We start from the raw sequence: 20,998 nt of genomic DNA, 5'->3' as shown, positions 1-20,998 counted from the left end.
GGTAGAGTTGCAAAGTAGCAAAGGTTCTGATAAGCAAAGACACAAAGTAACAAAGTGACAGACTGTATAGTAACAAAAATCTAAAATTCTAACAATCCAAAAATCCATCAATCTAAAAGTCTAAAAACCTCAAATAATGTCAAAAAGAGAGAACGATTCATTTTCGGTAAAAGATTTAATGCAGAGTTTTATCAAGGAAAATAACTTGAGTAAAGGAATGCAAAAAATAAAAGTTGAAGAAACTTGGGCTAAAATGATGGGGCCAGGTGTTGCTACTCATACTACTTCTGTTAAGTTGCAAAATAAAACGTTGGTTATTCAATTAACATCTTCTGTTTTACGTGAAGAATTAAGTTATGGTAAAGATAAAATTATTAAAATGATGAATGAAGAGATAGGAGAGGACGTAATTTCTAAATTGATGTTGGTTTAAATATTTTGAGTTTCGTTAACGGTTAGTATAAGAAACGTAGGGCAGTAAGTAAGCGCTTTAGTTTCGGTTTATTACTTAGTCAAATATAAATATTTTGCTTTTATTTTTTTTAGTTTAAATGCCAAATTTTATATTTTGCGGACTTCATTAATAAGCACAGACCTTTCAATTTAGCACAAATTCCCTATGTTTTTTATACATTGTTGGCAGTAGTTTTATTTATCTTTTAAGTAATTTTTTTCTTAGAAATTTTACCCAAAAATTCCAACTACTAGATTTTTTTTCTTTATAAAAATTATTCTCCACCTTATCAAATGCATCTTCAATAAGTGCATTATGAAGAGGACGTATTAATAAAAGCCATATCAATGTTGCTTTTCCTTTTGTATTCATATCAATTGTATGCTTAATTTCAGTTTTTGTGATACTTAATTCATTAATTTCAAATTTATGAACTCCATTAAAACCAATAGGTTTTAAGAACTTAAACTGAATTATTTTATTGGGATTATATTTTTCTACGGAATATCTTATTGCTCCGTGACCTCCTTTTTCTCCAATCTTAATCCCATTTTTGAACTTCATTTCTGGCCATTTTTCTTTTGGCCAAATTTGTTCGTTTTCGGTTGATAATGTGTAAAACATTTCGGATACTTTACTTTTAGTTTGATTTATTGTTCGCTTATGGATATTTATGACTTTCATACTTTTACAGTATTAACATTTACTATTTCATTCTTTATTATTTCGTTGAGTTCGTTTGACCATAAAATTGCATAATGTCCTAAATTATTTAACTCTATTAATTTACTTTCTCTGAAAGATTTAGCAACTTTTCTAGCTCCTTCTATTGGTAAAATTTTATCAGTCTTTGAATGAACTATAATTGCTTTTTCAACATTTTTTAATTCATCACAATAAATAGCCATATCAAGTTGGTTTATACTTTCTTGGGTATCTTTTTGAATACGATTAATTAATTTATTTTTGACTTTAGAATTTAATCCAAAATATTCAGACAAATCATTTATTTTTTCAATAAACTTATAAGGTGTTGTAACCATAAGCCACAAATTTATTTTTAAATTTGGATTTTTTCTAAGAACAGTTGCTGTATTTACACTGCCAAATGAATGACTAATTATTAGATCAGGTATAAACTTATTAAGTTCGGATTCTAAAAGTTCAGAAAATTCAAACATATTTGTATCTCCTTTAGAACTTTTACCGTGAGATGGAGCATCATAAGCAATAACTTTGTATCCATTATTGGTTAAGTTTTTAATTATTGATGCAAAATTACTTGCACGTCCTTCCCAACCGTGAACAAGTAGAGCGGTTTTATTATTTTCAATTCCCCATTGATATTTACATATTGTAAAACTATTATAAACCACTTTTTGTACAATCGATTCATCTAAAACTTCCTCTTCTGATTTTCTCAATTTTCTAACTCTTGGTTTGTTCATATATTTGTATGCAACCCTTGAGACTAAACTACAAGATAAAATTTGTAGCAACTTTATTATTAATTTCATAATGCCCTTTTATAATATTATTGAAGAAAAATTTAATAGTCTGCGAATTTCTCAATAATATGGGACAAATCTTTTGACCTAAATCAAATTCGTTTCTTTTTTGCTCTTACTCTACTTAAAGTTTCTTGAGTTATTCCAATATATGAAGCAATATCCCCTAATGAAATATGTAATTCTATTTGAGGGTATTGTTCTAAAAGAAAATCATAACGTTCTTTAGCAGTCGAAAATTGAAGATATAAAACTCGATATTGAAGTTCAAGCATTATTTTTGTTATAATTATTCTTGAAAATCGTTCAAAATCGTGATATTTAGAAGATAGTTCAGTTAATTTTTCTCTTTCAAACTCCAATAAAATACTATTTTCAGTTAGTTCAATATAGTGTTCACTTGGTTTTTTTAAGAAGTACCCTGTAATAGCACAAATAAATTCATTGTTGAAAGCAAACCAATCTGTAATTAATTTACCATTTTTTAAGTGATGTGCTTTTACACTACCTTCACAAATAAAATATAGTTTGTTTGTTAAATTTCCTTCTTTAACTAATTGAGTTCCTTTTTTAAGTTCTAAAACACGTATGTTTTTTTTCCATTCATTAATTGTTTCGTTTGACAGATTTGAATATTCTTTGGTTATTTTATTAATAACTTCATTTAACATTGAGTTCTGTTTTTAATTACTGCCAACTTAAGACGATTATGCTGTCCATTTTAATGACTTATAATCGCCGTTAGCGAATTTATAAGAAATAGAGTTTAGATTCAAACTAAATTAAACAAAAAAACTCGCAACAATTAAGTTACGAGTTTTTTTTAAATATTTTTAAAATAAGAATTTTAAAAACTCTTATTAAAATTGCTCTCTTCCAGAAAAGTGAAAGTTTCCTTCAATTTCTGCATTTTCATCAGAATCAGAACCATGTACAGCATTTTCTCCCATAGAAGTTGCATATAATTTTCTAATTGTTCCTTCTGCAGCATCAGCAGGATTTGTAGCACCAATTAAAGTTCTAAAATCTTCTACGGCATTTTCTTTTTCTAAAATTGCAGCTACAATTGGTCCTCTTGTCATGAACTCAACTAATTCTCCAAAAAACGGACGCTCATTATGCACTGCATAAAAAGTTTCAGCATCAGCTTTTGTCATTTGAGTTTTCTTTAAAGCTACAATTCTAAATCCTGCAGCATTCATTTTTTCTAAAATAGCCCCAGTATGTCCGTTTTCTACAGCATCTGGTTTAAGCATTGTAAATGTTCTATTTGTTGCCATGTTATTGACTTTTAAATTTCTAAATGGTTAATTAAATCTGTTACACAAATTCGGCGCGAAATTACATAATTTTTTTAATTAAATTGTATATTCGCGACTTATGATTTTAAAAGGATTCGAAGCTTTAAAAAGCTTTCTTGAAAAACCAAGAAATATTGTAGTAATAGGACATAGAAATCCTGATGGTGATGCTATGGGGTCTACATTGGCTTTAAAACATTATTTTGATAAAAAAGGGCACCATACAACTGTTGTTGTTCCTAACGAGTATCCAGAGTTTTTACATTGGTTACCAGGTTCTGATACAACTTATCGTTTCGATTGGCAAAATACACAGTCTCAAAGAGCAATAAATGGTTCTGATATTATTTTTCTTTTAGATTTTAATGCTTTGCATAGGGTAGGTCATGATATGCAAAAAACATTAGAAAAATATCCAAACGATTTTGCAATGATAGATCATCATCAACAACCAGATGATGTAAAATACATGTATTCTGATGTTACTATTTGTTCTACTTGCCAAATGGTGTATCAATTTATAGAAATGAATAACGATTTAGATTTAATTGATGCAGATATTGCTACTTGTTTGTATACAGGTATTATGACAGATACAGGTTCTTTTCGTTTTCGTTCTACAACAAGTACAACACATAGAATTATTGCAGATTTAATAGATAAAGGTGCAGAGAATGATAAAATTCATAATAATGTTTATGATGCAAATTCTTATAATAGGTTGTTACTTTTAGGTCAAGCATTAAGTAATTTACAAATTCTACCAACGTATAAAACAGCTTATATAACTTTAACTACTGAAGAGAAAAAACGTTTTGATTTTCAAAAAGGAGATACTGAAGGAATTGTAAATTACGCACTTTCTTTAAAAGGAATTATTTTTGCAGCTATTTTTATTGAAGATGCAGAACAGGGTATTGTAAAAATGTCTTTTAGATCAAAAGGAAGTTTCTCTGTAAATCAATTTTCTAGAAATCACTTTAACGGTGGAGGACATGATAATGCTGCTGGAGGGAAGTCTGATTTATCAATAGAAAAAACAGTGACAAAATTTGTTACATTATTACCTCAATATCAAAAAGAATTAGAAGCGTCTTATGAAGATTAGAATTTTAATTTTTATTTGTTTTTTATGTCTTGGTTGTTCTAAAGTTGAACCAAGAAAACCTATTAATCCTAAGAAATCTACAACAATTTTAAAAGAAACAATAAAAGAATCTATTCGATTAAATACTATTGAAGATGATAAGATTTTAAATATTATTAAGTTAGATTCTACAAAAATATACCAAGTATCTCCTAATGGTTTTTGGTACACATATATCAATAAAAAAGAAGAAAATACACCAACTCCAATAACCGGAGATGAAGTTTCAATTGAGTATAATATAACAGATTTACAAGGAGGAATTATTTATACTAAAGAAGAATTAGGATTAAAAAATTATAAAGTAGATAAAGAAGATTTTATTTCTGCACTTCAAACGGGAATAAAGTTGATGAAAGTTGGAGAAACCATTACATTTGTGATTCCATCATATAATGCATTTGGTATTTCTGGCGATGGAAATAAAATAGGAATTAATCAATCAATAAAAAGTACAGTAACATTAATAAATATTAAATAATAAAAAAATGAAAGTAATAAAAAGTATTTTAACAATTGCAGTTGTTGCATCTATGTTTTCTTGTGGAAACCAATTAAAGGAAGTGAAATCTTTAGAAACAGAAATAGATTCTGCAAGTTATGCTTTAGGTTTAGATATGGCTTTAAAAGTAAAAGCAAATTTTAAAGAAGCAGATAGAGACTTATTTATACAAGGTTATAAAAACGGAATCGATTCTACTAATTTATTGATTAATGCTAAAGATTTAAATGGGTTTTTAAGAGTTTTCTTTCAAAAGCAACAAACCGCTAAAATGAAAGAAAAACAAGAAAAAGCTGCTAAAGTTGCTGAAGCTAAATTTGGAGAAAATAAAAAAGCAGGTGAAGACTTTTTAGCTGAAAACAAATCTAAAAAAGGAGTTGTAACTACTGCAAGTGGTTTACAATATATAGTTATAAAAGAAGGTAAAGGAGCAAAACCTGCAGGCCCAACAACTAGAGTTAAAGTTCATTATCATGGAACTAATTTAGAAGGTAAAGTTTTTGATAGTTCTGTAGACAAAGGAACTCCTGCAGAATTTGGTTTAAATCAAGTAATTAAAGGTTGGACAGAAGGTGTGCAATTAATGAATGTTGGTTCTAAATACAAGTTCTTTATTCCTCAAGAAATTGCTTATGGTGCACAACAAAAAGGAGCAAATATCAAGCCATTTTCTACATTAGTTTTTGAAATAGAATTATTAGATATTATAAAATAATACAATAGATGAAGAGTCTAAAATACTTACTAGTTTTTGCTGTTATTCTTGCAGCTTGTACTCCAGAAAAGTACAGTGAATTAAATGAAGGTATATACGCTGAAATTTCAACAAAAAAAGGAGATATCCTTTTAGAGTTATATGCTGATGATGCACCTATGACAGTTGCAAATTTTGTTTCTCTTGTAGAAGGAACTAATAGTAAGTTGTTAGATTCTTTTAAAGGTAAAAACTTCTATGAAGGTATTATTTTTCATAGAGTGGTAAATAATTTTGTAATTCAAGGTGGTGGTTTTACAGCTAAAGGAAGAAAAAATCCTGGTTATGTTTTTGGTGATGAATTTCCAAAGAGTGAAGATGGAAACTTATTATATAGACATGATGATAAAGGTATTCTTTCAATGGCAAATGGTGGCCCAACAACTAATAATAGTCAGTTTTTTATTACACATAGACCAATACCACATTTAGATGGTAAACATTCTGTTTTTGGTAAAACGATAATTAACTCACTTCAATTAAAAGACTTAAAAAGTAAATTTAAAGATTCTTTGCAGTTAGAAAAAGCTGTGGATTCTTTAAGAATGGGAGTTGTAAATAGTATTGTTCAAAAAGATACTATTTTATCTATTAAAATTATAAAATTAGGATCTAAAGCAAATAGTTTTAATGCAGCAGAAGTTTTTGATACACAATTAGAAAAATTGGCAAATTCAGAAAAAGATCTTAAAAAAGCTGAAGCTGAAGTTGAGAAGGCAAGATATGCTACTTATTTAGCTGATAAAGAAACTTTTTTAGCTAAGATGGATGAAGGAAAAGCAGAAAAAACATCTTCTGGACTTAGAATCTTAAAGTTAAAGAAAACTTCTGGTAAAAAAGTAGTTGATAATAAACCATTATCTATTAATTATACATTGTATACAGCAGATGGTAAAAAGATTCAATCTACTTCAGACTCTAATGGAAAGCCTTTTGTTTGTCAATTAAATGATGAACAAAGACCAATGATTGCTGGTTTTAAAGAAGGAGTTTCAAAAATGAGAGAAGGTGAGAAGGTAAGATTATTTATACCTTACTATTTAGGATATGGTGAAGCAAAATATGGACCATTTCCTGCAAAATCAGACTTAGTTTTTGAAATTGAAGTTTTAAAAATAGGAAAATAATTTGTTAGAAGATATCATACAAATTGATAAAAACCTTTTAATTTTCCTAAATAATTTAGGAAGTGAACAATGGGATCCGTTATGGTTGGTAATTACAAACCAATTATATTGGAGTCCATTGTTTATTTTTATTTTCTATTTAACAATTAAAGCATTTGGATGGAAACGCGGTGGAGTTATGATTATTTCAATGATTTTACTGGTTGCATTTTCTGATCAGTTTACAAACTTTATAAAGGATTCTGTTCAACGTTTACGTCCTAATAATGATCCAGAAATAAAGCATTTATTAAGAACTTTAATTAACCCTCAGAGTTATAGTTTTATGTCTGGTCATGCAACAACATCAACATTTTTCTCCGTTTTTGTTGTGTTACTTTTAAAAGATAAATACAAGTACATTTACTTTATACTATTTTGGCCATTAATATTTGCTTATAGTAGATTGTATTTAGGTGTACATTTTCCTATTGATATTTCTGTAGGAATTATAATCGGAATTACTTTAGCAAATATCTACTACTTCTTTTTCAAGAAAATTGACAAGAAATTATTTACTTAATTTTTTTATTATTTAAGTATAAATACTTTGTTGAATGATAATAGGCATTCAATAAACTATCCATTTTTTTAGTTTCAAAGGGATTCTTATTTTTAATATCTTTTAAATCTTTCGTTTTTAAATTATATAATGCACTTTTTTTACTAACAATCGTTTTTGAATAGTACAAACTATCTTGAATAACTCCTACAGCTGGTTCTCCATTAATTTTAAGATATACAAAAGAAGCTGAATTAATAGCATTAGAATCAAGTAAATCACTTCCAAGTGTATAATTTGTGTGATTAAGTTTAGCTAAACTAGCAACAGTAGGAAACAAATCTATCAATTTTCCGTTTTTAGAAATTGTTTTAGATTTAACATATTCAGGACCATGAATAAAGAAAGGAACATGTTGTAATTGAATATTTAAATCATATTCTTTAGTATAGTTTTCAGTTCTTTTCATGGCTGTATTATGATCACCAAAAAATGCAAAAATGGTATTTTCATAATAACCTGACTTTTTAGCTCTTTCTAAAAATTTTCCGATATTAAAATCTAAATACCTTAAAGCATTTAATTGTGCTACAGATTTAAAACCAGATTTTTCTAATAAAGAAGCATCAACTTCATTTTCATTTAAAGGTTTAAAACTTTCTTTTTCACTAGGTACTGTAAATGGCATATGATTAGATGCAGTTTGAATATAAGCTACAAAAGGTTTGTTTTCTTTGGATAATTTCTCTAATTCCTTATTAGATTCTTTGAATAACTCATAATCATCAATACCCCAAACATCAGCTCTGTTTTCTGTTTTATAGCTTCCTTCTTCAAAGATTTTTAAACCATTTATGTTCGATTGAAAAACGCTTCTAATGTTAGCCCAATTTGCACTTCCTCCTAAAAAGTATAATTTTTCATATCCTTCAAATTGATCAAAAATAATTCGTTGATCTTGAATTAAGGGGTTTCTAGAGGCTGTTCTTACAGTTTCAATATCTGGTAAGCCAGAAACACTAGCAAAAACACTTGCTGCAGTCCCAGATTTATGAACATAAAAGTTAGAAAAACTTAAACTATTTTTGATAATAGAATCCATTTTGGGAGTACTATTAATTGGATTTCCATAATAACTCATTGGCTTTACACCAACAGATTCCATCATAACAATAACCACATTTGGTTTTTTTGTAAAAGTTGAGTCGAAAGTTACTTTTCTCTCAAATGAAACAATATCTTTAGGTAAATTTAAATGGTTTGCAATAACAGGATAATATTTATTGAATTCATCCATATTTACGCCTTCACTTCTATATGCAAAACTATCAAAAAAGTATAAAACAGGATTTAAAGCAAACTGATTTACTGAATTTTTTTTTGAAAAAAAAGCTTGACTCCAACGTAAAGGGTAATGTGTAATGCTGTTGTAAATTCCATAAGACAAAAGTAAAACTGTACCAATAAAATAAACAGCTTTTATTTTTTTTGAAATGATTTTCTTCTGACCTATAAAAGAATTATAAATGTATTTTGATAATTTATAAACAAGAAAACATAATATTAATAAACCAAAAAGTCCTTTATAAATTGGGTAGCTTTCAACTAAAACTTGACTAGATATTTGTAAGTTACTTAAAAAACGTAGAGAAGAAGCATCTAAACGAATATTTAAATAATCATAATAACCAAAATCAAAAAGATAGAATAAAGTTAGCGTTAAATAAGCCAAAACTAAATATAGGTTTGCAAATTTTTTATAGAATTTATTTCTTAAAAAACGATAATTAACAATCAAAACTAATATAGCTAATGGAAAGAAAGTAATTATAGCTAATTTAATATCAAAACGAATCCCTAACCAAAAAGCAGTTTTAATTTCTGATGAAGAAACTTCATCAAGTTGTGCAAAAAACTGATAAAAAAGAACTCTTAAAAGGAAAATATAAACAAATAGAAAAAAAATATTTGTAAAAATGTATTTGATATAATTAGGAATTCTCTTTAACATTATAAATATTTAAGTATGCAAAGATATTTATTTTAGTAGAATTAAAAATAAACTTCTGTTTTTTAAAATGAAAAACTATAATAAAAAGTAGATTTTAAGTAAATTTGCAGCTTACAAACCCGAAAATTAGAATATGAAAATATCATACAATTGGTTACAGCAGTTTTTACAGGTAGATTGGGAACCTGTTAAAACAGGAGAATTGTTAACCGATTTAGGATTAGAGGTAGAAGGAATTGAAACCAAAGAATCTATAAAAGGAAGTTTAAAAGGAATTGTTGTTGGTAAAGTTTTAACTTGTATACAACATCCTAATGCAGATAGATTAAAAGTTACTACAGTAGATTTAGGTGCTGGAGAACCTGTACAAATTGTTTGTGGGGCTCCAAATGTAGATGCAGGACAAAAAGTACCCGTTGCAACTATTGGAACTACTTTATATGATGATAAAGGTGAAGGTTTTAAAATTAAAAAAGGAAAAATTAGAGGTGAAGAAAGCCATGGAATGATTTGTGCCGAAGACGAATTAGGTTTAGGTAAAGGTCATGATGGAATTCTTGTTTTAGATGAAGATTTAGAAGTTGGAACTCCAGGAGCAGAGGTTTTTAACATAGAAACAGATTACGTTTTCGAAATTGGTTTAACGCCAAATAGATCTGATGCAATGAGCCATTTTGGTGTTGCAAGAGATTTACGTGCAGGTTTAATTCAACAAGACTCAAAATTAGAATTAATATCTCCTTCTGTAAGTAATTTTCATGTAGATGAAAGAACGCTTCGTTTAGATGTAGAAGTTGATAATAAAGAATTAGTACCTCGTTATTGTGGAATTACTATTACAGATATAGAAGTAAAAGATTCGCCAGAATGGATACAAAATAGATTAAAAGCAATTGGTTTAACACCTAAAAATAATATTGTAGATATTACAAATTATGTGTTACATGAATTAGGGCAACCTTTGCATGCTTTTGATGCTCAAAAAATAAAAGGAAATAAAATTCTTGTAAAAACATTAAAAGAAGGTACTAAGTTTACTACTTTAGATGAAGTTGAAAGAGAATTATCATCAGAAGATATTATGATTTGTGATGCAGATTCTAATCCGCTTTGTATTGGTGGAGTTTTTGGCGGTTTAGATTCTGGAGTAACTAATAATACAACTTCAATCTTTTTAGAAAGTGCTTATTTTAATCCTGTTAGCATTCGTAAAACAGCTAAAAGACATGCTTTAAATACAGATGCATCTTTTCGTTTTGAACGTGGAATAGATATTAACATGACAGAATATGCTTTAAAAAGAGCAGCTTTATTAATAGAGGAATATGCAGGAGGTAAACTAGCTTCTGATATTTCTGATTTTTATCCTGAGAAAATTGAAGATTTTCAAGTGTTTTTATCTTATGATAATGCTTATAGGTTAATAGGGCAGGAGATTCCTAAAGAAACTATTAAAAATATTTTAGCTTCATTAGAAATTAAAATAAACAGTGAAACGAATGGTGGTTTAGGTTTAACAATACCTTCTTATAGATCTGATGTACAGCGTGAAGCTGATATTATCGAAGAAATTTTAAGAGTTTACGGTTATAATAATATTGAATTTTCTCACAAATTAAATACATCAATTTCTTTTGATTCTAGCAAAGAAACAAAGGTTGAAAATATTATTGCAGACCAATTAAGTGCTTTAGGTTTTAACGAAACTATGGCAAATTCATTAACAAAACCTGAATATACATCATTATCAGAAAATATAAATGAAGAGGCTAATGTAGAAATGTTAAACCCTTTAAGTAATGATTTAAAGGTTTTACGTCAGTCTTTATTATTTAGTTGTTTAGAATCTGTTGCATACAATATCAACAGAAAAAATAATGCATTACAGTTTTATGAGTTTGGAAAAACATATCATAAATACAATGAGAAATACGAAGAGAATAAGCATTTAACTTTATTTGTTACTGGAAACAGAACTAAAGACAGTTGGAGTGTTGCCAATAAAACATCTGATTTCTTTTATTTAAAAGGAATCATTACTGCTCTATTAAGTAGATTAGGTATTGATAAAGTAAAAGCATCACCAACAAAACAAGATGTTTTTTCTGAAGGAATTTCTCTTGGATTAGGAAAAATAAAATTAGTAGATTTTGGGGTTGTTAAACGTTCAGTTTTAAAAGAATTCGGAATTAAACAAGAAGTTTTATTCGCAGATTTTAATTGGGATACTATTTTAAAATTAGTTGGTAATAAAAATATTAAAGTAAGTGAATTACCTAAATTTCCTGCTGTTAAACGTGATTTAGCATTGTTATTAGATTCTAAAGTAGCGTTTAATGAAGTTTATAATTTAGCTTTTCAATCTGAAAGAAAATTATTGAAAGAGGTAGATTTATTTGATGTTTATGAAGGTGATAAATTACCTCAAGGCAAAAAATCTTATGCAGTTAGTTTCTTATTACAAGATGAAACAAAAACTTTAGCTGATAAACAGATTGATAAAATAATGCAGAAGCTTCAGCAGACTTTCGAAAAGAATTTAGAAGCTGTATTAAGATAATAAATAAAAAAACCATCTCTATTGAGATGGTTTTTTAAATCAACTAATTTAAATTTACACATGAAAACAATTAACTACTTTGTTTTCATTTATATTTTTACAAGTTCTATGCCAAAGTGAATTTTGGAAATTAAATTTTAAGTTAAACCAGATTTTTAAATTTAGTGTATAAAAAAACGATTCTCTATTGAGAATCGTTAATAATTATTGATTTTTAATATCAATAAATAACCCTTTTAGCTATTTTTTTATCAATTAAAAATATTTTATACAGCGTGTTTATGTGCCTTGTAAGAAGAACGAACTAAAGCACCACTTTCTACGTACATAAAGCCCATTTCTAAGCCTAAAGTTTCATATTTTTTAAATTGCTCAGGTGTAATAAATTCTTTTACAGGTAAATGTTTTTTTGTGGGTTGTAAATATTGTCCAATTGTAATAATATCACAATTTGCTTCACGTAAGTCTTTCATGGTTTGAATAACTTCTTCTTCTTTTTCTCCCAAACCAAGCATTAAGCCAGTTTTAGTACGCATGCCTTTTTCTTTTAAGTACTTTAAAACACCTAAACTTCTATCGTATTTAGCCTGAATTCTAACTTCTCTAGATAATCTTCTAACAGTTTCCATATTATGAGAAACTACTTCAGGATGTACTTCAATTACTCTATCTAATTGTTTTGTATTTCCTTGAAAATCAGGAATTAAAGTCTCTAAAGTTGTGTTAGGATTTGCTCTACGAATTGCATCTACAGTTTCTGCCCAAATAATAGAACCACCATCTTTTAAATCGTCTCTATCTACCGATGTAATAACAGCATGTTTAATTTTCATTAACTTAATAGAACGTGCTACTTTTTCTGGTTCATCCCATTCTACAGTTTCTGGTCTTCCAGTTTTTACACCACAAAAACCACAAGATCGTGTACAGATATTTCCTAATATCATAAAGGTTGCAGTTCCTTCTCCCCAACATTCTCCCATGTTAGGACAGCTTCCACTTGTACAAATTGTGTTTAATTTATATTTATCTACTAAACTCCTTAATTCAGTGTATTTTTTACCAACAGGTAATTTTACACGCAACCATTTTGGTTTTTTTTGTTTTTCAGGAAGTATTACAGAATCTATTGCCATTTTATTTCTAAATTGAAATGCGAATTTACAAAGAAAAGTTTGAAATACTAGTTAAAAACCAAATGCTAAAGCCAATTAAAAAAATAATTCCTACAATACTTAAGATTCTTAAATAAATTCCTGGTTGATGTTTTTTTGGAGTGTACCTTCCTGTTATTAATTTAAAATTTAAAATAGCATAAAAAGGAGCTGTTAAAAAGGATAGAATTGTTGCTATTTTAACTAACAATCCCATATTATCCATAAAATATTTTAAGATTAAAAAAGTACCTGTAAATAAGAAGATAATCCAGAACCAGTATCCAAATTTTAAATCTTTATTAATTAATAATTTGGTAGTTCTGTTCATTGCTCTAGGAGAAGCATCCATTGTTGTAATTGTTGTACTAAACATTGTTGTAAAAGAAGCAATAGCAATAAATATATGTGAAAAATTACCTAAATTTTCTGTATATAAATTTATTAATTGTGATGCAAAAACATCTCCTTTATTAGAGAATGATTCTCCTGATTTATACATAACAAAAGCGCCAAGTAATAAAAAGCAAATCCCTAAACAAAGTGTTCCAATATAACCTACATTAAAATCGAAAATTGCATCTTTTCTTTTTGTTTTAATAACGGTAGTTTTGTCTTTTTCAACAGACCAAATAGAATGCCAAATAGAAACATCTAAAGGAGCAGGCATCCATCCTAAAAAAGCAATTAGAAAAGTAAGTTCTACTGCACCAGAAGGAATAATCTGTGTAACATCAAAAGTATCTTTAGTACTAAATAAAGCAACACATACAGCTATTATGGTACTAATTGTTAAGATAATAATGATGTATTTCATTAAATTATCTAACAATTTATATTTACCTACAACTAAAAATATAACACTAATAAACATTAGAATTGTAGACCATAAAACCAAATCGTTTGTAAAACCAAAAAGTTGCGATGCTAAACCTGCTGTTACAATAGTTACTGCAGCTTGTATGGTAAACATTGTTCCAAAATTAAGTATGTAATATGCTATTAAAACTCCTTTCCCTAATTTTCGATATCCATCTAATAAAGTTTCTCCTGTTGCTGCTGCATAACGAGGACCAAATTGAAAAAAAGGATATTTAAATAAATGGACTAATAACAATGCCCAAATTAAACCAAAACCAAATTCTGCACCCGCTCTAGTAGATTGTACCAAATGCGAAACACCAATTGCTGCTCCTGCAAATAATAAACCAGGACCTAAAGATTGTAAAAAAGATTTTTTCATCTTTTAAGATTTCTTAATAATCTCTGCTAACAATTTTTTTGCACGTAATAATTTTACTTTTACGTTGTTCATTGGTTCGTTAATTTGTTCAGAAATTTCTTTATAACTTAATTCTTGAAAATAACGTAACTGAATGACTTCTTGGTATTTAGGTTTTAGTTGTTTGATGTCTCTTAACAATTTTGCTAAATTTTGTTCAGTTATAATTTTGTCTTCTGGAGTAGGGTTTTCATCAGCTACTAAATAGGCTTGTTCTTCTTGCTCTTTAGATGTGTCTGTTGCAATAGAAATATTTTTTTTACGAAGTAAATCTATATGAACATTTTTAGAAATAGTAATTAACCAAGTCTTAAAAACGTATTTTTCATCATAAGTATCAATCTTATCAAAAGCTTTAGAAAATGTTTGGATAGCAATGTCTTCTGCTTCATTTTCGCTTTGAGTACGTTTTAATTGAAAATTATAAACATCTGCCCAAAAAGTATCTAATAAGAATCTAAAAGCAGATTGATTTCCGTTTTTAGCTTTTAAGATATTTAATTCAAGTTTTGTTTTACTTATTTCCAATGATTTGGTTTTGATGCCAAATTAGTAATAAATATCGAAAAGTGAAATATAAGAAGACCTATTTCTAAAAAAGGCAACAAATAGGTGATTGTAGGTTCTTCTAATTTTTTTGATGATAAACCTATTACAATAAACTGTATTAGATAATAAGTCAAAAATATTGGTAAGACAATTTTCCATGGATAAAAGAAAAATAGAGTTATTGCTAAAATATATAAAAACACTTTAGATATAAAGAACAACCCTAAAAAGAACTTGTGTTTAAACTTGTAATGATTTGCAGTAGAAATATGTCTTCTTTTTTGACGAAACCATTGAGCAAAACTTTTAGGAGGCAAAGATTCTGTAAAACTATCTTTTGATGTAGCTATTGTTGTGTTTTCTTTATTTGCTGCATCTTGTATAAATAAATCATCATCACCAGATTTTATATGCATATGATTTATAAAACCTTTTACATTAAAAAACGCTTGTCTGTTGTATGCTAAATTACGTCCAACAGCCATATATGGGGATCCCATTTTTGCATAACTAAAATATTGAATTGCGGTTAACAAGGTTTCAAAACGGACAAATAAATTTACTAATGATTTTTCTTTTTTATACTTTCCATAACCTAAAACAATGGTTTTATCTTTATTGAAATTTTGAGTCATTTCATAAATCCAATGTTTAGAAACTGGTTTACAATCTGCATCAGTAAATAATAAGTGATCGTTTTTGGCTGCTTTGATTCCTAAAGTTAAAGCGTATTTTTTATTTCCCCAAAAAGCTTCAATATTTTCAACATTAATAATTTTAATGTTGTTGTATTTTTTTTCAAATGATTTCATCACTTCTAAAGTTTCATCTGAGGAAGCGTCATTAATTAAAACAACTTCAAAATCATTATATTTTTGATTTAAAATTGATGGCAAAAATTCTTGAAGATTTTTAGCCTCATTTTTAGCACAAATTATAACAGAAATAGGAGTTTCTAAAGACTTTTTTTTATCCTTATTAGTATCAAACAAAAAAGAAGTAAAAACGAAATAATATATAATCTGTATTGCAGTAAAAACTACAAAAGAGTAGAAGAGTACAGATAAAATCATTTAAAAATAAAGAAGATTATTTATGTTCAGGTTCTGAGCAAGAATCAAATTGATCTGCAGGCTTACCACAGAAACCACAAGGTTCACCAGTTTCATTTAACATTGGGTTTTGACTTGCACAAGTACCAGCAAATTTACCATCTTTTTTTGCCCAAATTTTAATAGCGATTCCAGCAACACCAAGTCCTAATAATACTAAAGTAATCAGTAATAATTTCATAAAAAATAATTGTATTACAAAGATACATATTCTTATTTTCTCTTTAAAAAAACTAACAGAAATATTTGCTCCGTGACTTTTATTATCTTTAGGTGTCATATTTATGTTATTAACTTATATTAATTATCTAAACATTTTATATTATGAAAAAATATTTTGCAGAATTATTTGGAACTTTCTGGTTAGTTTTTGGAGGTTGTGGTAGTGCTATTTTTGCTGCTGGTTTTCCTGAATTAGGAATTGGATTTGTGGGAGTTTCTCTTGCTTTTGGTTTAACAGTTTTAACAATGGCTTATGCTGTAGGACATATTTCTGGAGGACATTTTAATCCAGCCGTTTCTTTTGGTTTGTGGGCTGGAGGTAAATTTTCTGCAAAAGAGTTAATACCTTATATTATTTCTCAATTAGTTGGTGCAATTTTAGCAGCATCAGCCTTATATATAATTGTATCTGGTAAAGCTGGTTTTGAATCAATTGATGGTTTTGCAGCAAATGGTTATGCAGAATTGTCTCCAGATAACTATTCTATGTCATCTGCATTTATAGCAGAATTTTTACTAACAATGTTCTTTTTATTAATTATTTTAGGAAGTACAAATGATAGAGCGCCTAAAGGTTTTGCACCAATAGCAATAGGTTTAGGATTGACCTTAATACATTTAATTAGTATTCCTATTACAAATACATCAGTAAATCCTGCACGTTCTATGAGTCAAGCAATTTTTGCTGGAGGAGAATATTTAACGCAATCTTGGTTGTTTTGGGTTGCACCAATTGCTGGTGCAGTAGTTGCAGGTTTAATACATAAAGCATTATTTGATAAAGAATAATATTATTTCTGAGTTAAAGTGAAACCAGATAAATGTAATGTTTATCTGGTTTTTTTGTAAGTTTACTTTTTTTAATACACTTTGAGCGAAGAGAATTTTATTGTACAATTACAAGCTGGAAAACAGTCTGCCTTTAGTCAACTTTTAGATGATTATCAGCAGAAAGTTTTTGGCACTTGTATTTCTTTTATACCCAATAAAGAAGATGCAGAAGACGTTGCACAAGAGGTTTTTTTAGAAGTATTTAAGTCGATAGATAAATTTAAAGGTAATTCTAAATTATCTACTTGGATTTATAAAATAGCAACTAATAAATGCTTAGAGTTTATTAGAAAAAAGAACACGAAAAAGCGATTTGCCTTTATGCAAACAATCATGGGAAATGAAACTCCTTTAGATAAGACAAGTTATTTTACTGAAGTTAATCACCCAGGAGTTTTATTAGAAAATAAAGAAAAATCAGCAATTATTTTTAAGGCGATAAATACGTTGCCAGAAAGTCAAAGAGTAATTTTTACTTTAGCTAAGATTGATGATAAAAGCTATCAGGAAATTGTAGATATTACTGGTAAAAGTTTATCATCTGTAGAATCTTTAATGTTTAGAGCTAAGAAAAGTTTGCAACAAATATTAGAAAATTATTATAAAACAGAAAATTAGCGCAAGTTTTTATAATTTATGGCATCTAAATAGATAGTAATTGTTTTTAGAACAAATAGAAAATGAAAAATAAAGAACATATTAATCAGCAAATAAAAGATACTTTTAATGTATTAGATTCTATTGAAAGGGTAGAAGTGAATCATTTTTTTAAGCACAAAGTTTTACAAAAACTAAATGCTGAAAAAGAAGAGAAGAAATCTATTTTTTCTTGGTTTACACCTCAATTACAATTGGCAACATTGAGTGTTTTATTGTTGTTTAATTTTGGAACAATATTTTATGTCTTTAATAATTCGATAGAGAGCGCTAGTGCAACTTCAGGTATTGAAGCATTTGCACAAGAGTATTCTTTACAATCTGAAAGTGATTCTATATTAAATTAAAACTTATGAAATCAAAATTACTTCCTATTTTATTATTTTTATTGATACTTTTAAATGGGGTATTAATATTTATGTTGGTAAAAAAAACACATGAGAAAAGAGTTCCTAGACCTGAAAGAAATTTTTTAATAGAACAATTACAATTTTCAGAATCTCAAACAAAACAATTTAAAGAATTAGATAAGATTCATAGAGGTTTTATGTTAAAAATTGATAATGAGGTTAGAGATCTAAAAGATGTTTTATTTAATTCATTACAAAAAGAGAATTTTAATGTAGATTCTTTAACAAGTAAAATTGGGCTTTTAGAGGCAAAAAAGGATTCAGAAGTTTTTAATTTTTTTAAAAAAGTAAGATCATTATGTAATTCAGAACAACTTCAAAATTTTGATAAAATTATTGAAAAAGCATTAAGAGGTGGAGATAGAAGACTTCCAATTGATGGCAGGAACCCTCCTCCAGGAAATGATGGCATGCCACCACCACCAAGATAGTTTTTGTTTTGTTAACTTTCTTAAATTATGATCAAAAAAAACCTCACAATTTTGTGAGGTTTTTTTAAAGATAAATAAAATTTATTTCTTAGGTTCTGGCATTTTAATTCCTAAATTTTTAAGAACTAATTCTGTAATATCAAATTTGTTATCTATATAAGCAAATTCGTTTCCAGTTATTGTTAAAACCTGTGCATATCCTTCTTGTTTTGCAACAACAGCAATAGCATCACTTAATTTTTTATATAAAGGACGCATTAACTCGTTGCTTTTTAATTGCATTAACTTGGTTCCATTTTGCTGATATTTTTTAATATCTGCTTCCATTTCTGTAAGTTCTTTATAATCTGCCTGTTTTGCTAAAGCTCCAAGAGTTTTTTCATTTTTCTTGAAAGCTTCAACTTTTGTTTGATATTCTTTTACTTTTATAGAAAAAGAAGAATCTAACCTTGCACCGTAAGATTGAGAATTTTTTGTAACAATTAATGTTTCTGGCATTAAATTTATAATAAATTCACTGTCAACAGTACCTACTTTAGATTGAGCAATAGAAATTGAGCTTAATAAAGCAATACAAATGAATATAATTTTTGATTTCATGTTTTTGTTTTTTTGTGCGACAAAGATATAAAAGTGAATGAATTACGAAAATATGTTACTGATTTAAAACGTTAATTTTATCAGAAACTTTAGCAATAATAGTATTAATGTCTTCTAAATAATTGAACCATAAAATACTTTCATCTTTTCTAAACCAAGTTCCTTGTCTTTTTGCAAATCTTCTGGTATTCTTTTTTATCTCTGAAATAGCAAATTCTTTGGTGAATTCACCATTAAAATAAGAGAAAAGCTCTCTATATCCAACAGTTTTTAGAGCATTTAAATCTTTATATTGGTGTAGTTTTTTTGCTTCTTCTAATAAACCATTTTCTATCATAATATCTACACGTTTATTAATTCTTGTGTAAATAATTTCTCTATCAGTATTTAGTCCTATCTTAATTGAAGTAAAATTTCTAGGTGCTTTTGGTTTATTTTTAAAAGTTGAGTAAGGTATTCCAGAACTAATACAAACTTCTAAAGCTCTCATTAAACGATGAGGATTTTCTAAAGTAATAGAATTATATGTTTCTATATCTAATTCTTTTAATTGCCTTTGAAGTACTTCAATTCCCTCTCTTTCTAATTTTTCTGTTAATTCTTGTCTAATGCTTGGTGCTACTTCAGGGAAATAATCTAAACCTTTTAAAACAGCATCAACATACAAACCAGAGCCACCAACCATAATCTGAATAGGGTTTTCTTTGAATAGTTCGTCTAATTTTTTGAGTGTGTCTCTTTCAAATGAACCAACACTATAATCATCAAAAATACTTCTGTTTTGTATAAAATGATGCTTTGCAGCAGCTAACTCATCAGCATCAGGAACAGCAGTTCCAATAGTCATTTCTTTATAAAACTGACGCGAATCGCAAGAAATAATATCACTTTTAAAATGATTTGCAAGTTTAATACTTAGAGCAGTTTTACCAATTGCAGTAGGACCAACAATTGTAATTAAAAAATTATTAGGAGCCATTTAATTTAGTTTACTACCACAATTATAACAAAATTGAGCTCCATCTTTATGATTTTCTGCAGCACAATTTTTACACGCTTGTGTATTGGTATGTATCTTGTTATCAGTGTTTTTTGTTATTTCAGAACTTACTATTCCTGTAGGAATCGCTATTATAGCATAACCTAAAATCATAATGATACTTGCTATAAATTGACCTAAAGGTGTGTGTGGTGCAATATCTCCATAACCAACAGTAGTAAGTGTAACTATTGCCCAATATACACTTCTAGGTATACTTGTAAAGCCATTTTCTGCACCTTCTACCATATACATTACAGTACCTAGAATTACGCATAAAATCATAACAAAAAATAAGAAAACTGAAATTTTGGCTTTACTTGCTCTTAAAGCTAGTAGTAATCTATTAGAAGCCCCAATATATCTTGCAAGTTTTAATATTCTAAAAATTCTTAATAAACGTAAAGCTCTTAAAGCTGCTAGATGGTGAGAACCAATAAAAAATAATGATAAATATTTAGGTATTGTCGATAACAAATCAATAATTCCGTAAAAGCTAAATATATATTTTAAAGGTTTTTTTATCGAAATAATTCTTAGAATATATTCAATAGAAAAAAGAATAGTAATTATCCATTCAGAAATATTTAAAAAGTTATGATATTTAGCGTCAAAACTTTCAACACTTTCTAGCATAACTAATAATATACTAGCAAGAATTGCAATTAATAAAACTACATCAAATAATTTACCTGCTCTAGTATCTGCTTCATAAATAATTTCATGAAGTCTGTGTTTCCAAGAAGTGTTTTTTTGTGTATTATTCAATGTAAGCTTCTTTTTTATTACTAATACTACAAATATAT

General features: G+C 27.7%; 24 protein-coding genes. 11 read left to right on the top strand and 13 right to left on the bottom strand.

Going from position 1 to position 20,998, the window contains the following annotated elements; all coding sequences use genetic code 11:
- Positions 1-136 precede the first annotated feature (136 nt).
- Positions 137-433 (top strand): DUF721 domain-containing protein, encoded by a 297-nt coding sequence (locus PHEL85_RS03640; RefSeq protein ID WP_036821141.1) that lies wholly within the window; start codon positions 137-139, stop codon positions 431-433.
- Positions 434-652: 219 nt separating this feature from the next.
- Here the strand turns inward: PHEL85_RS03640 and PHEL85_RS03635 are convergent, their stop codons facing one another.
- The 4 genes from PHEL85_RS03635 to PHEL85_RS03620 form a co-directional block, all read right to left on the bottom strand.
- Positions 653-1,138: a hypothetical protein gene (locus PHEL85_RS03635; RefSeq protein ID WP_036821138.1), complete on the bottom strand. Its 486-nt coding sequence runs from the start codon at positions 1,136-1,138 to the stop codon at positions 653-655.
- Entirely contained in the window at positions 1,135-1,971 is an 837-nt protein-coding gene (locus PHEL85_RS03630; protein WP_081965071.1) for an alpha/beta fold hydrolase, read from the bottom strand. The genes PHEL85_RS03635 and PHEL85_RS03630 overlap by 4 nt, the downstream gene beginning before the upstream one ends.
- An 83-nt stretch (positions 1,972-2,054) precedes the next feature.
- The gene (locus PHEL85_RS03625) at positions 2,055-2,633 is read right to left on the bottom strand and encodes a Crp/Fnr family transcriptional regulator (RefSeq protein ID WP_036821133.1); all 579 of its coding nucleotides are present in this window, start codon (positions 2,631-2,633) and stop codon (positions 2,055-2,057) included.
- A gap of 189 nt (positions 2,634-2,822) precedes the next feature.
- The gene (locus tag PHEL85_RS03620) at positions 2,823-3,242 is read right to left on the bottom strand and encodes a nucleoside-diphosphate kinase (protein ID WP_026778067.1); all 420 of its coding nucleotides are present in this window, start codon (positions 3,240-3,242) and stop codon (positions 2,823-2,825) included.
- Between the two features lie 100 nt (positions 3,243-3,342).
- Between PHEL85_RS03620 and PHEL85_RS03615 the strand changes: the two genes are divergently transcribed.
- Genes PHEL85_RS03615 through PHEL85_RS03595 form a run of 5 tightly spaced genes read left to right on the top strand, consistent with a single transcriptional unit; the run spans position 3,343 to position 7,355 of the window.
- Positions 3,343-4,371, top strand: a complete 1,029-nt coding sequence (locus tag PHEL85_RS03615) for a DHH family phosphoesterase (protein WP_036821130.1) — start codon at positions 3,343-3,345, stop codon at positions 4,369-4,371.
- Positions 4,361-4,891 carry a gliding motility-associated peptidyl-prolyl isomerase GldI gene (gldI, locus tag PHEL85_RS03610; protein ID WP_036821127.1) on the top strand — a complete coding sequence of 177 codons (531 nt, stop codon included), beginning with the start codon at positions 4,361-4,363 and terminating at the stop codon, positions 4,889-4,891. Before PHEL85_RS03615 ends, gldI begins: the two co-directional genes overlap by 11 nt.
- Positions 4,892-4,898: 7 nt before the next feature.
- Positions 4,899-5,627, top strand: coding sequence for an FKBP-type peptidyl-prolyl cis-trans isomerase (locus tag PHEL85_RS03605; RefSeq protein ID WP_036821124.1), 729 nt, complete (start codon positions 4,899-4,901; stop codon positions 5,625-5,627).
- Between the two features lie 8 nt (positions 5,628-5,635).
- A complete protein-coding gene (locus PHEL85_RS03600; protein WP_036821121.1) occupies positions 5,636-6,793 on the top strand; it encodes a peptidylprolyl isomerase in 1,158 nt (385 codons plus the stop codon).
- 1 nt (position 6,794) lies between these two features.
- Positions 6,795-7,355 (top strand): phosphatase PAP2 family protein, encoded by a 561-nt coding sequence (locus PHEL85_RS03595; RefSeq protein ID WP_036821118.1) that lies wholly within the window; start codon positions 6,795-6,797, stop codon positions 7,353-7,355.
- Here the strand turns inward: PHEL85_RS03595 and PHEL85_RS03590 are convergent.
- The gene (locus PHEL85_RS03590; protein ID WP_036821115.1) at positions 7,348-9,345 is read right to left on the bottom strand and encodes an LTA synthase family protein; all 1,998 of its coding nucleotides are present in this window, start codon (positions 9,343-9,345) and stop codon (positions 7,348-7,350) included. The two genes, PHEL85_RS03595 and PHEL85_RS03590, sit on opposite strands and share 8 nt — an antisense overlap.
- A 133-nt stretch (positions 9,346-9,478) precedes the next feature.
- Between PHEL85_RS03590 and pheT the strand changes: the two genes are divergently transcribed.
- Positions 9,479-11,905 carry a phenylalanine--tRNA ligase subunit beta gene (pheT, locus tag PHEL85_RS03585; protein ID WP_036821112.1) on the top strand — a complete coding sequence of 809 codons (2,427 nt, stop codon included), beginning with the start codon at positions 9,479-9,481 and terminating at the stop codon, positions 11,903-11,905.
- A gap of 266 nt (positions 11,906-12,171) precedes the next feature.
- On the opposite strand, the gene lipA is transcribed toward pheT, so the two are convergent.
- Genes lipA through PHEL85_RS03560 form a run of 5 tightly spaced genes read right to left on the bottom strand, consistent with a single transcriptional unit; the run spans position 12,172 to position 16,183 of the window.
- On the bottom strand, positions 12,172-13,041 hold the full coding sequence (gene lipA, locus PHEL85_RS03580) for a lipoyl synthase (RefSeq protein ID WP_036821110.1): 870 nt from the start codon (positions 13,039-13,041) through the stop codon (positions 12,172-12,174).
- A 25-nt stretch (positions 13,042-13,066) separates the two neighbouring features.
- Positions 13,067-14,302 carry an Nramp family divalent metal transporter gene (locus PHEL85_RS03575; protein ID WP_036821108.1) on the bottom strand — a complete coding sequence of 412 codons (1,236 nt, stop codon included), beginning with the start codon at positions 14,300-14,302 and terminating at the stop codon, positions 13,067-13,069.
- A 3-nt stretch (positions 14,303-14,305) separates the two neighbouring features.
- On the bottom strand, positions 14,306-14,869 hold the full coding sequence (locus PHEL85_RS03570; protein ID WP_200882310.1) for an RNA polymerase sigma factor: 564 nt from the start codon (positions 14,867-14,869) through the stop codon (positions 14,306-14,308).
- The gene (locus tag PHEL85_RS03565; protein ID WP_200882309.1) at positions 14,860-15,963 is read right to left on the bottom strand and encodes a glycosyltransferase; all 1,104 of its coding nucleotides are present in this window, start codon (positions 15,961-15,963) and stop codon (positions 14,860-14,862) included. Before PHEL85_RS03565 ends, PHEL85_RS03570 begins: the two co-directional genes overlap by 10 nt.
- Before the next feature lie 16 nt (positions 15,964-15,979).
- A complete protein-coding gene (locus tag PHEL85_RS03560; RefSeq protein WP_036823071.1) occupies positions 15,980-16,183 on the bottom strand; it encodes a hypothetical protein in 204 nt (67 codons plus the stop codon).
- A 143-nt stretch (positions 16,184-16,326) separates the two neighbouring features.
- Between PHEL85_RS03560 and aqpZ the strand changes: the two genes are divergently transcribed.
- The 4 genes from aqpZ (at position 16,327) to PHEL85_RS03540 (ending at position 18,553) form a co-directional block, all read left to right on the top strand.
- Positions 16,327-17,013 (top strand): aquaporin Z, encoded by a 687-nt coding sequence (gene aqpZ / locus PHEL85_RS03555; protein WP_036821103.1) that lies wholly within the window; start codon positions 16,327-16,329, stop codon positions 17,011-17,013.
- An 81-nt stretch (positions 17,014-17,094) separates the two neighbouring features.
- Positions 17,095-17,673: an RNA polymerase sigma factor gene (locus PHEL85_RS03550; RefSeq protein WP_036821100.1), complete on the top strand. Its 579-nt coding sequence runs from the start codon at positions 17,095-17,097 to the stop codon at positions 17,671-17,673.
- 62 nt (positions 17,674-17,735) lie between these two features.
- Complete coding sequence (locus PHEL85_RS03545; protein ID WP_036821097.1) at positions 17,736-18,059, top strand: hypothetical protein; 324 nt, start codon at positions 17,736-17,738, stop codon at positions 18,057-18,059.
- A gap of 5 nt (positions 18,060-18,064) precedes the next feature.
- Positions 18,065-18,553, top strand: coding sequence for a hypothetical protein (locus PHEL85_RS03540; protein ID WP_036821094.1), 489 nt, complete (start codon positions 18,065-18,067; stop codon positions 18,551-18,553).
- Between the two features lie 81 nt (positions 18,554-18,634).
- On the opposite strand, the gene PHEL85_RS03535 is transcribed toward PHEL85_RS03540, so the two are convergent.
- Genes PHEL85_RS03535 through PHEL85_RS03525 form a run of 3 tightly spaced genes read right to left on the bottom strand, consistent with a single transcriptional unit; the run spans position 18,635 to position 20,960 of the window.
- Positions 18,635-19,153: an OmpH family outer membrane protein gene (locus PHEL85_RS03535; protein ID WP_036821091.1), complete on the bottom strand. Its 519-nt coding sequence runs from the start codon at positions 19,151-19,153 to the stop codon at positions 18,635-18,637.
- 55 nt (positions 19,154-19,208) lie between these two features.
- Entirely contained in the window at positions 19,209-20,132 is a 924-nt protein-coding gene (gene miaA / locus PHEL85_RS03530) for a tRNA (adenosine(37)-N6)-dimethylallyltransferase MiaA (protein WP_036821088.1), read from the bottom strand.
- Entirely contained in the window at positions 20,133-20,960 is an 828-nt protein-coding gene (locus PHEL85_RS03525; RefSeq protein ID WP_036821085.1) for an ion transporter, read from the bottom strand.
- Between the last annotated feature and the right edge of the window lie 38 nt (positions 20,961-20,998).

The sequence above is a fragment of the Polaribacter sp. Hel1_85 genome, assembly GCF_000766795.1.
Taxonomy (GTDB): domain Bacteria; phylum Bacteroidota; class Bacteroidia; order Flavobacteriales; family Flavobacteriaceae; genus Polaribacter.
The sequence above is the reverse complement of the archived record's forward strand: the minus strand, read 5'-3'. Positions and strand labels throughout refer to the sequence as shown.

What these genes read in the sequence shown, in the direction of transcription:
- PHEL85_RS03640 (WP_036821141.1), top strand. Translation starts at nt 137, where the DNA reads ATGTCAAAAAGAGAGAACGATTCATTTTCGGTAAAAGATTTAATGCAG.
- PHEL85_RS03635 (WP_036821138.1), bottom strand. Translation starts at nt 1,138, where the DNA reads ATGAAAGTCATAAATATCCATAAGCGAACAATAAATCAAACTAAAAGT.
- PHEL85_RS03630 (WP_081965071.1), bottom strand. Translation starts at nt 1,971, where the DNA reads ATGAAATTAATAATAAAGTTGCTACAAATTTTATCTTGTAGTTTAGTC.
- PHEL85_RS03625 (WP_036821133.1), bottom strand. Translation starts at nt 2,633, where the DNA reads ATGTTAAATGAAGTTATTAATAAAATAACCAAAGAATATTCAAATCTG.
- PHEL85_RS03620 (WP_026778067.1), bottom strand. Translation starts at nt 3,242, where the DNA reads ATGGCAACAAATAGAACATTTACAATGCTTAAACCAGATGCTGTAGAA.
- PHEL85_RS03615 (WP_036821130.1), top strand. Translation starts at nt 3,343, where the DNA reads ATGATTTTAAAAGGATTCGAAGCTTTAAAAAGCTTTCTTGAAAAACCA.
- gldI (WP_036821127.1), top strand. Translation starts at nt 4,361, where the DNA reads ATGAAGATTAGAATTTTAATTTTTATTTGTTTTTTATGTCTTGGTTGT.
- PHEL85_RS03605 (WP_036821124.1), top strand. Translation starts at nt 4,899, where the DNA reads ATGAAAGTAATAAAAAGTATTTTAACAATTGCAGTTGTTGCATCTATG.
- PHEL85_RS03600 (WP_036821121.1), top strand. Translation starts at nt 5,636, where the DNA reads ATGAAGAGTCTAAAATACTTACTAGTTTTTGCTGTTATTCTTGCAGCT.
- PHEL85_RS03590 (WP_036821115.1), bottom strand. Translation starts at nt 9,345, where the DNA reads ATGTTAAAGAGAATTCCTAATTATATCAAATACATTTTTACAAATATT.
- pheT (WP_036821112.1), top strand. Translation starts at nt 9,479, where the DNA reads ATGAAAATATCATACAATTGGTTACAGCAGTTTTTACAGGTAGATTGG.
- lipA (WP_036821110.1), bottom strand. Translation starts at nt 13,041, where the DNA reads ATGGCAATAGATTCTGTAATACTTCCTGAAAAACAAAAAAAACCAAAA.
- PHEL85_RS03575 (WP_036821108.1), bottom strand. Translation starts at nt 14,302, where the DNA reads ATGAAAAAATCTTTTTTACAATCTTTAGGTCCTGGTTTATTATTTGCA.
- PHEL85_RS03565 (WP_200882309.1), bottom strand. Translation starts at nt 15,963, where the DNA reads ATGATTTTATCTGTACTCTTCTACTCTTTTGTAGTTTTTACTGCAATA.
- PHEL85_RS03560 (WP_036823071.1), bottom strand. Translation starts at nt 16,183, where the DNA reads ATGAAATTATTACTGATTACTTTAGTATTATTAGGACTTGGTGTTGCT.
- aqpZ (WP_036821103.1), top strand. Translation starts at nt 16,327, where the DNA reads ATGAAAAAATATTTTGCAGAATTATTTGGAACTTTCTGGTTAGTTTTT.
- PHEL85_RS03545 (WP_036821097.1), top strand. Translation starts at nt 17,736, where the DNA reads ATGAAAAATAAAGAACATATTAATCAGCAAATAAAAGATACTTTTAAT.
- PHEL85_RS03540 (WP_036821094.1), top strand. Translation starts at nt 18,065, where the DNA reads ATGAAATCAAAATTACTTCCTATTTTATTATTTTTATTGATACTTTTA.
- PHEL85_RS03535 (WP_036821091.1), bottom strand. Translation starts at nt 19,153, where the DNA reads ATGAAATCAAAAATTATATTCATTTGTATTGCTTTATTAAGCTCAATT.
- miaA (WP_036821088.1), bottom strand. Translation starts at nt 20,132, where the DNA reads ATGGCTCCTAATAATTTTTTAATTACAATTGTTGGTCCTACTGCAATT.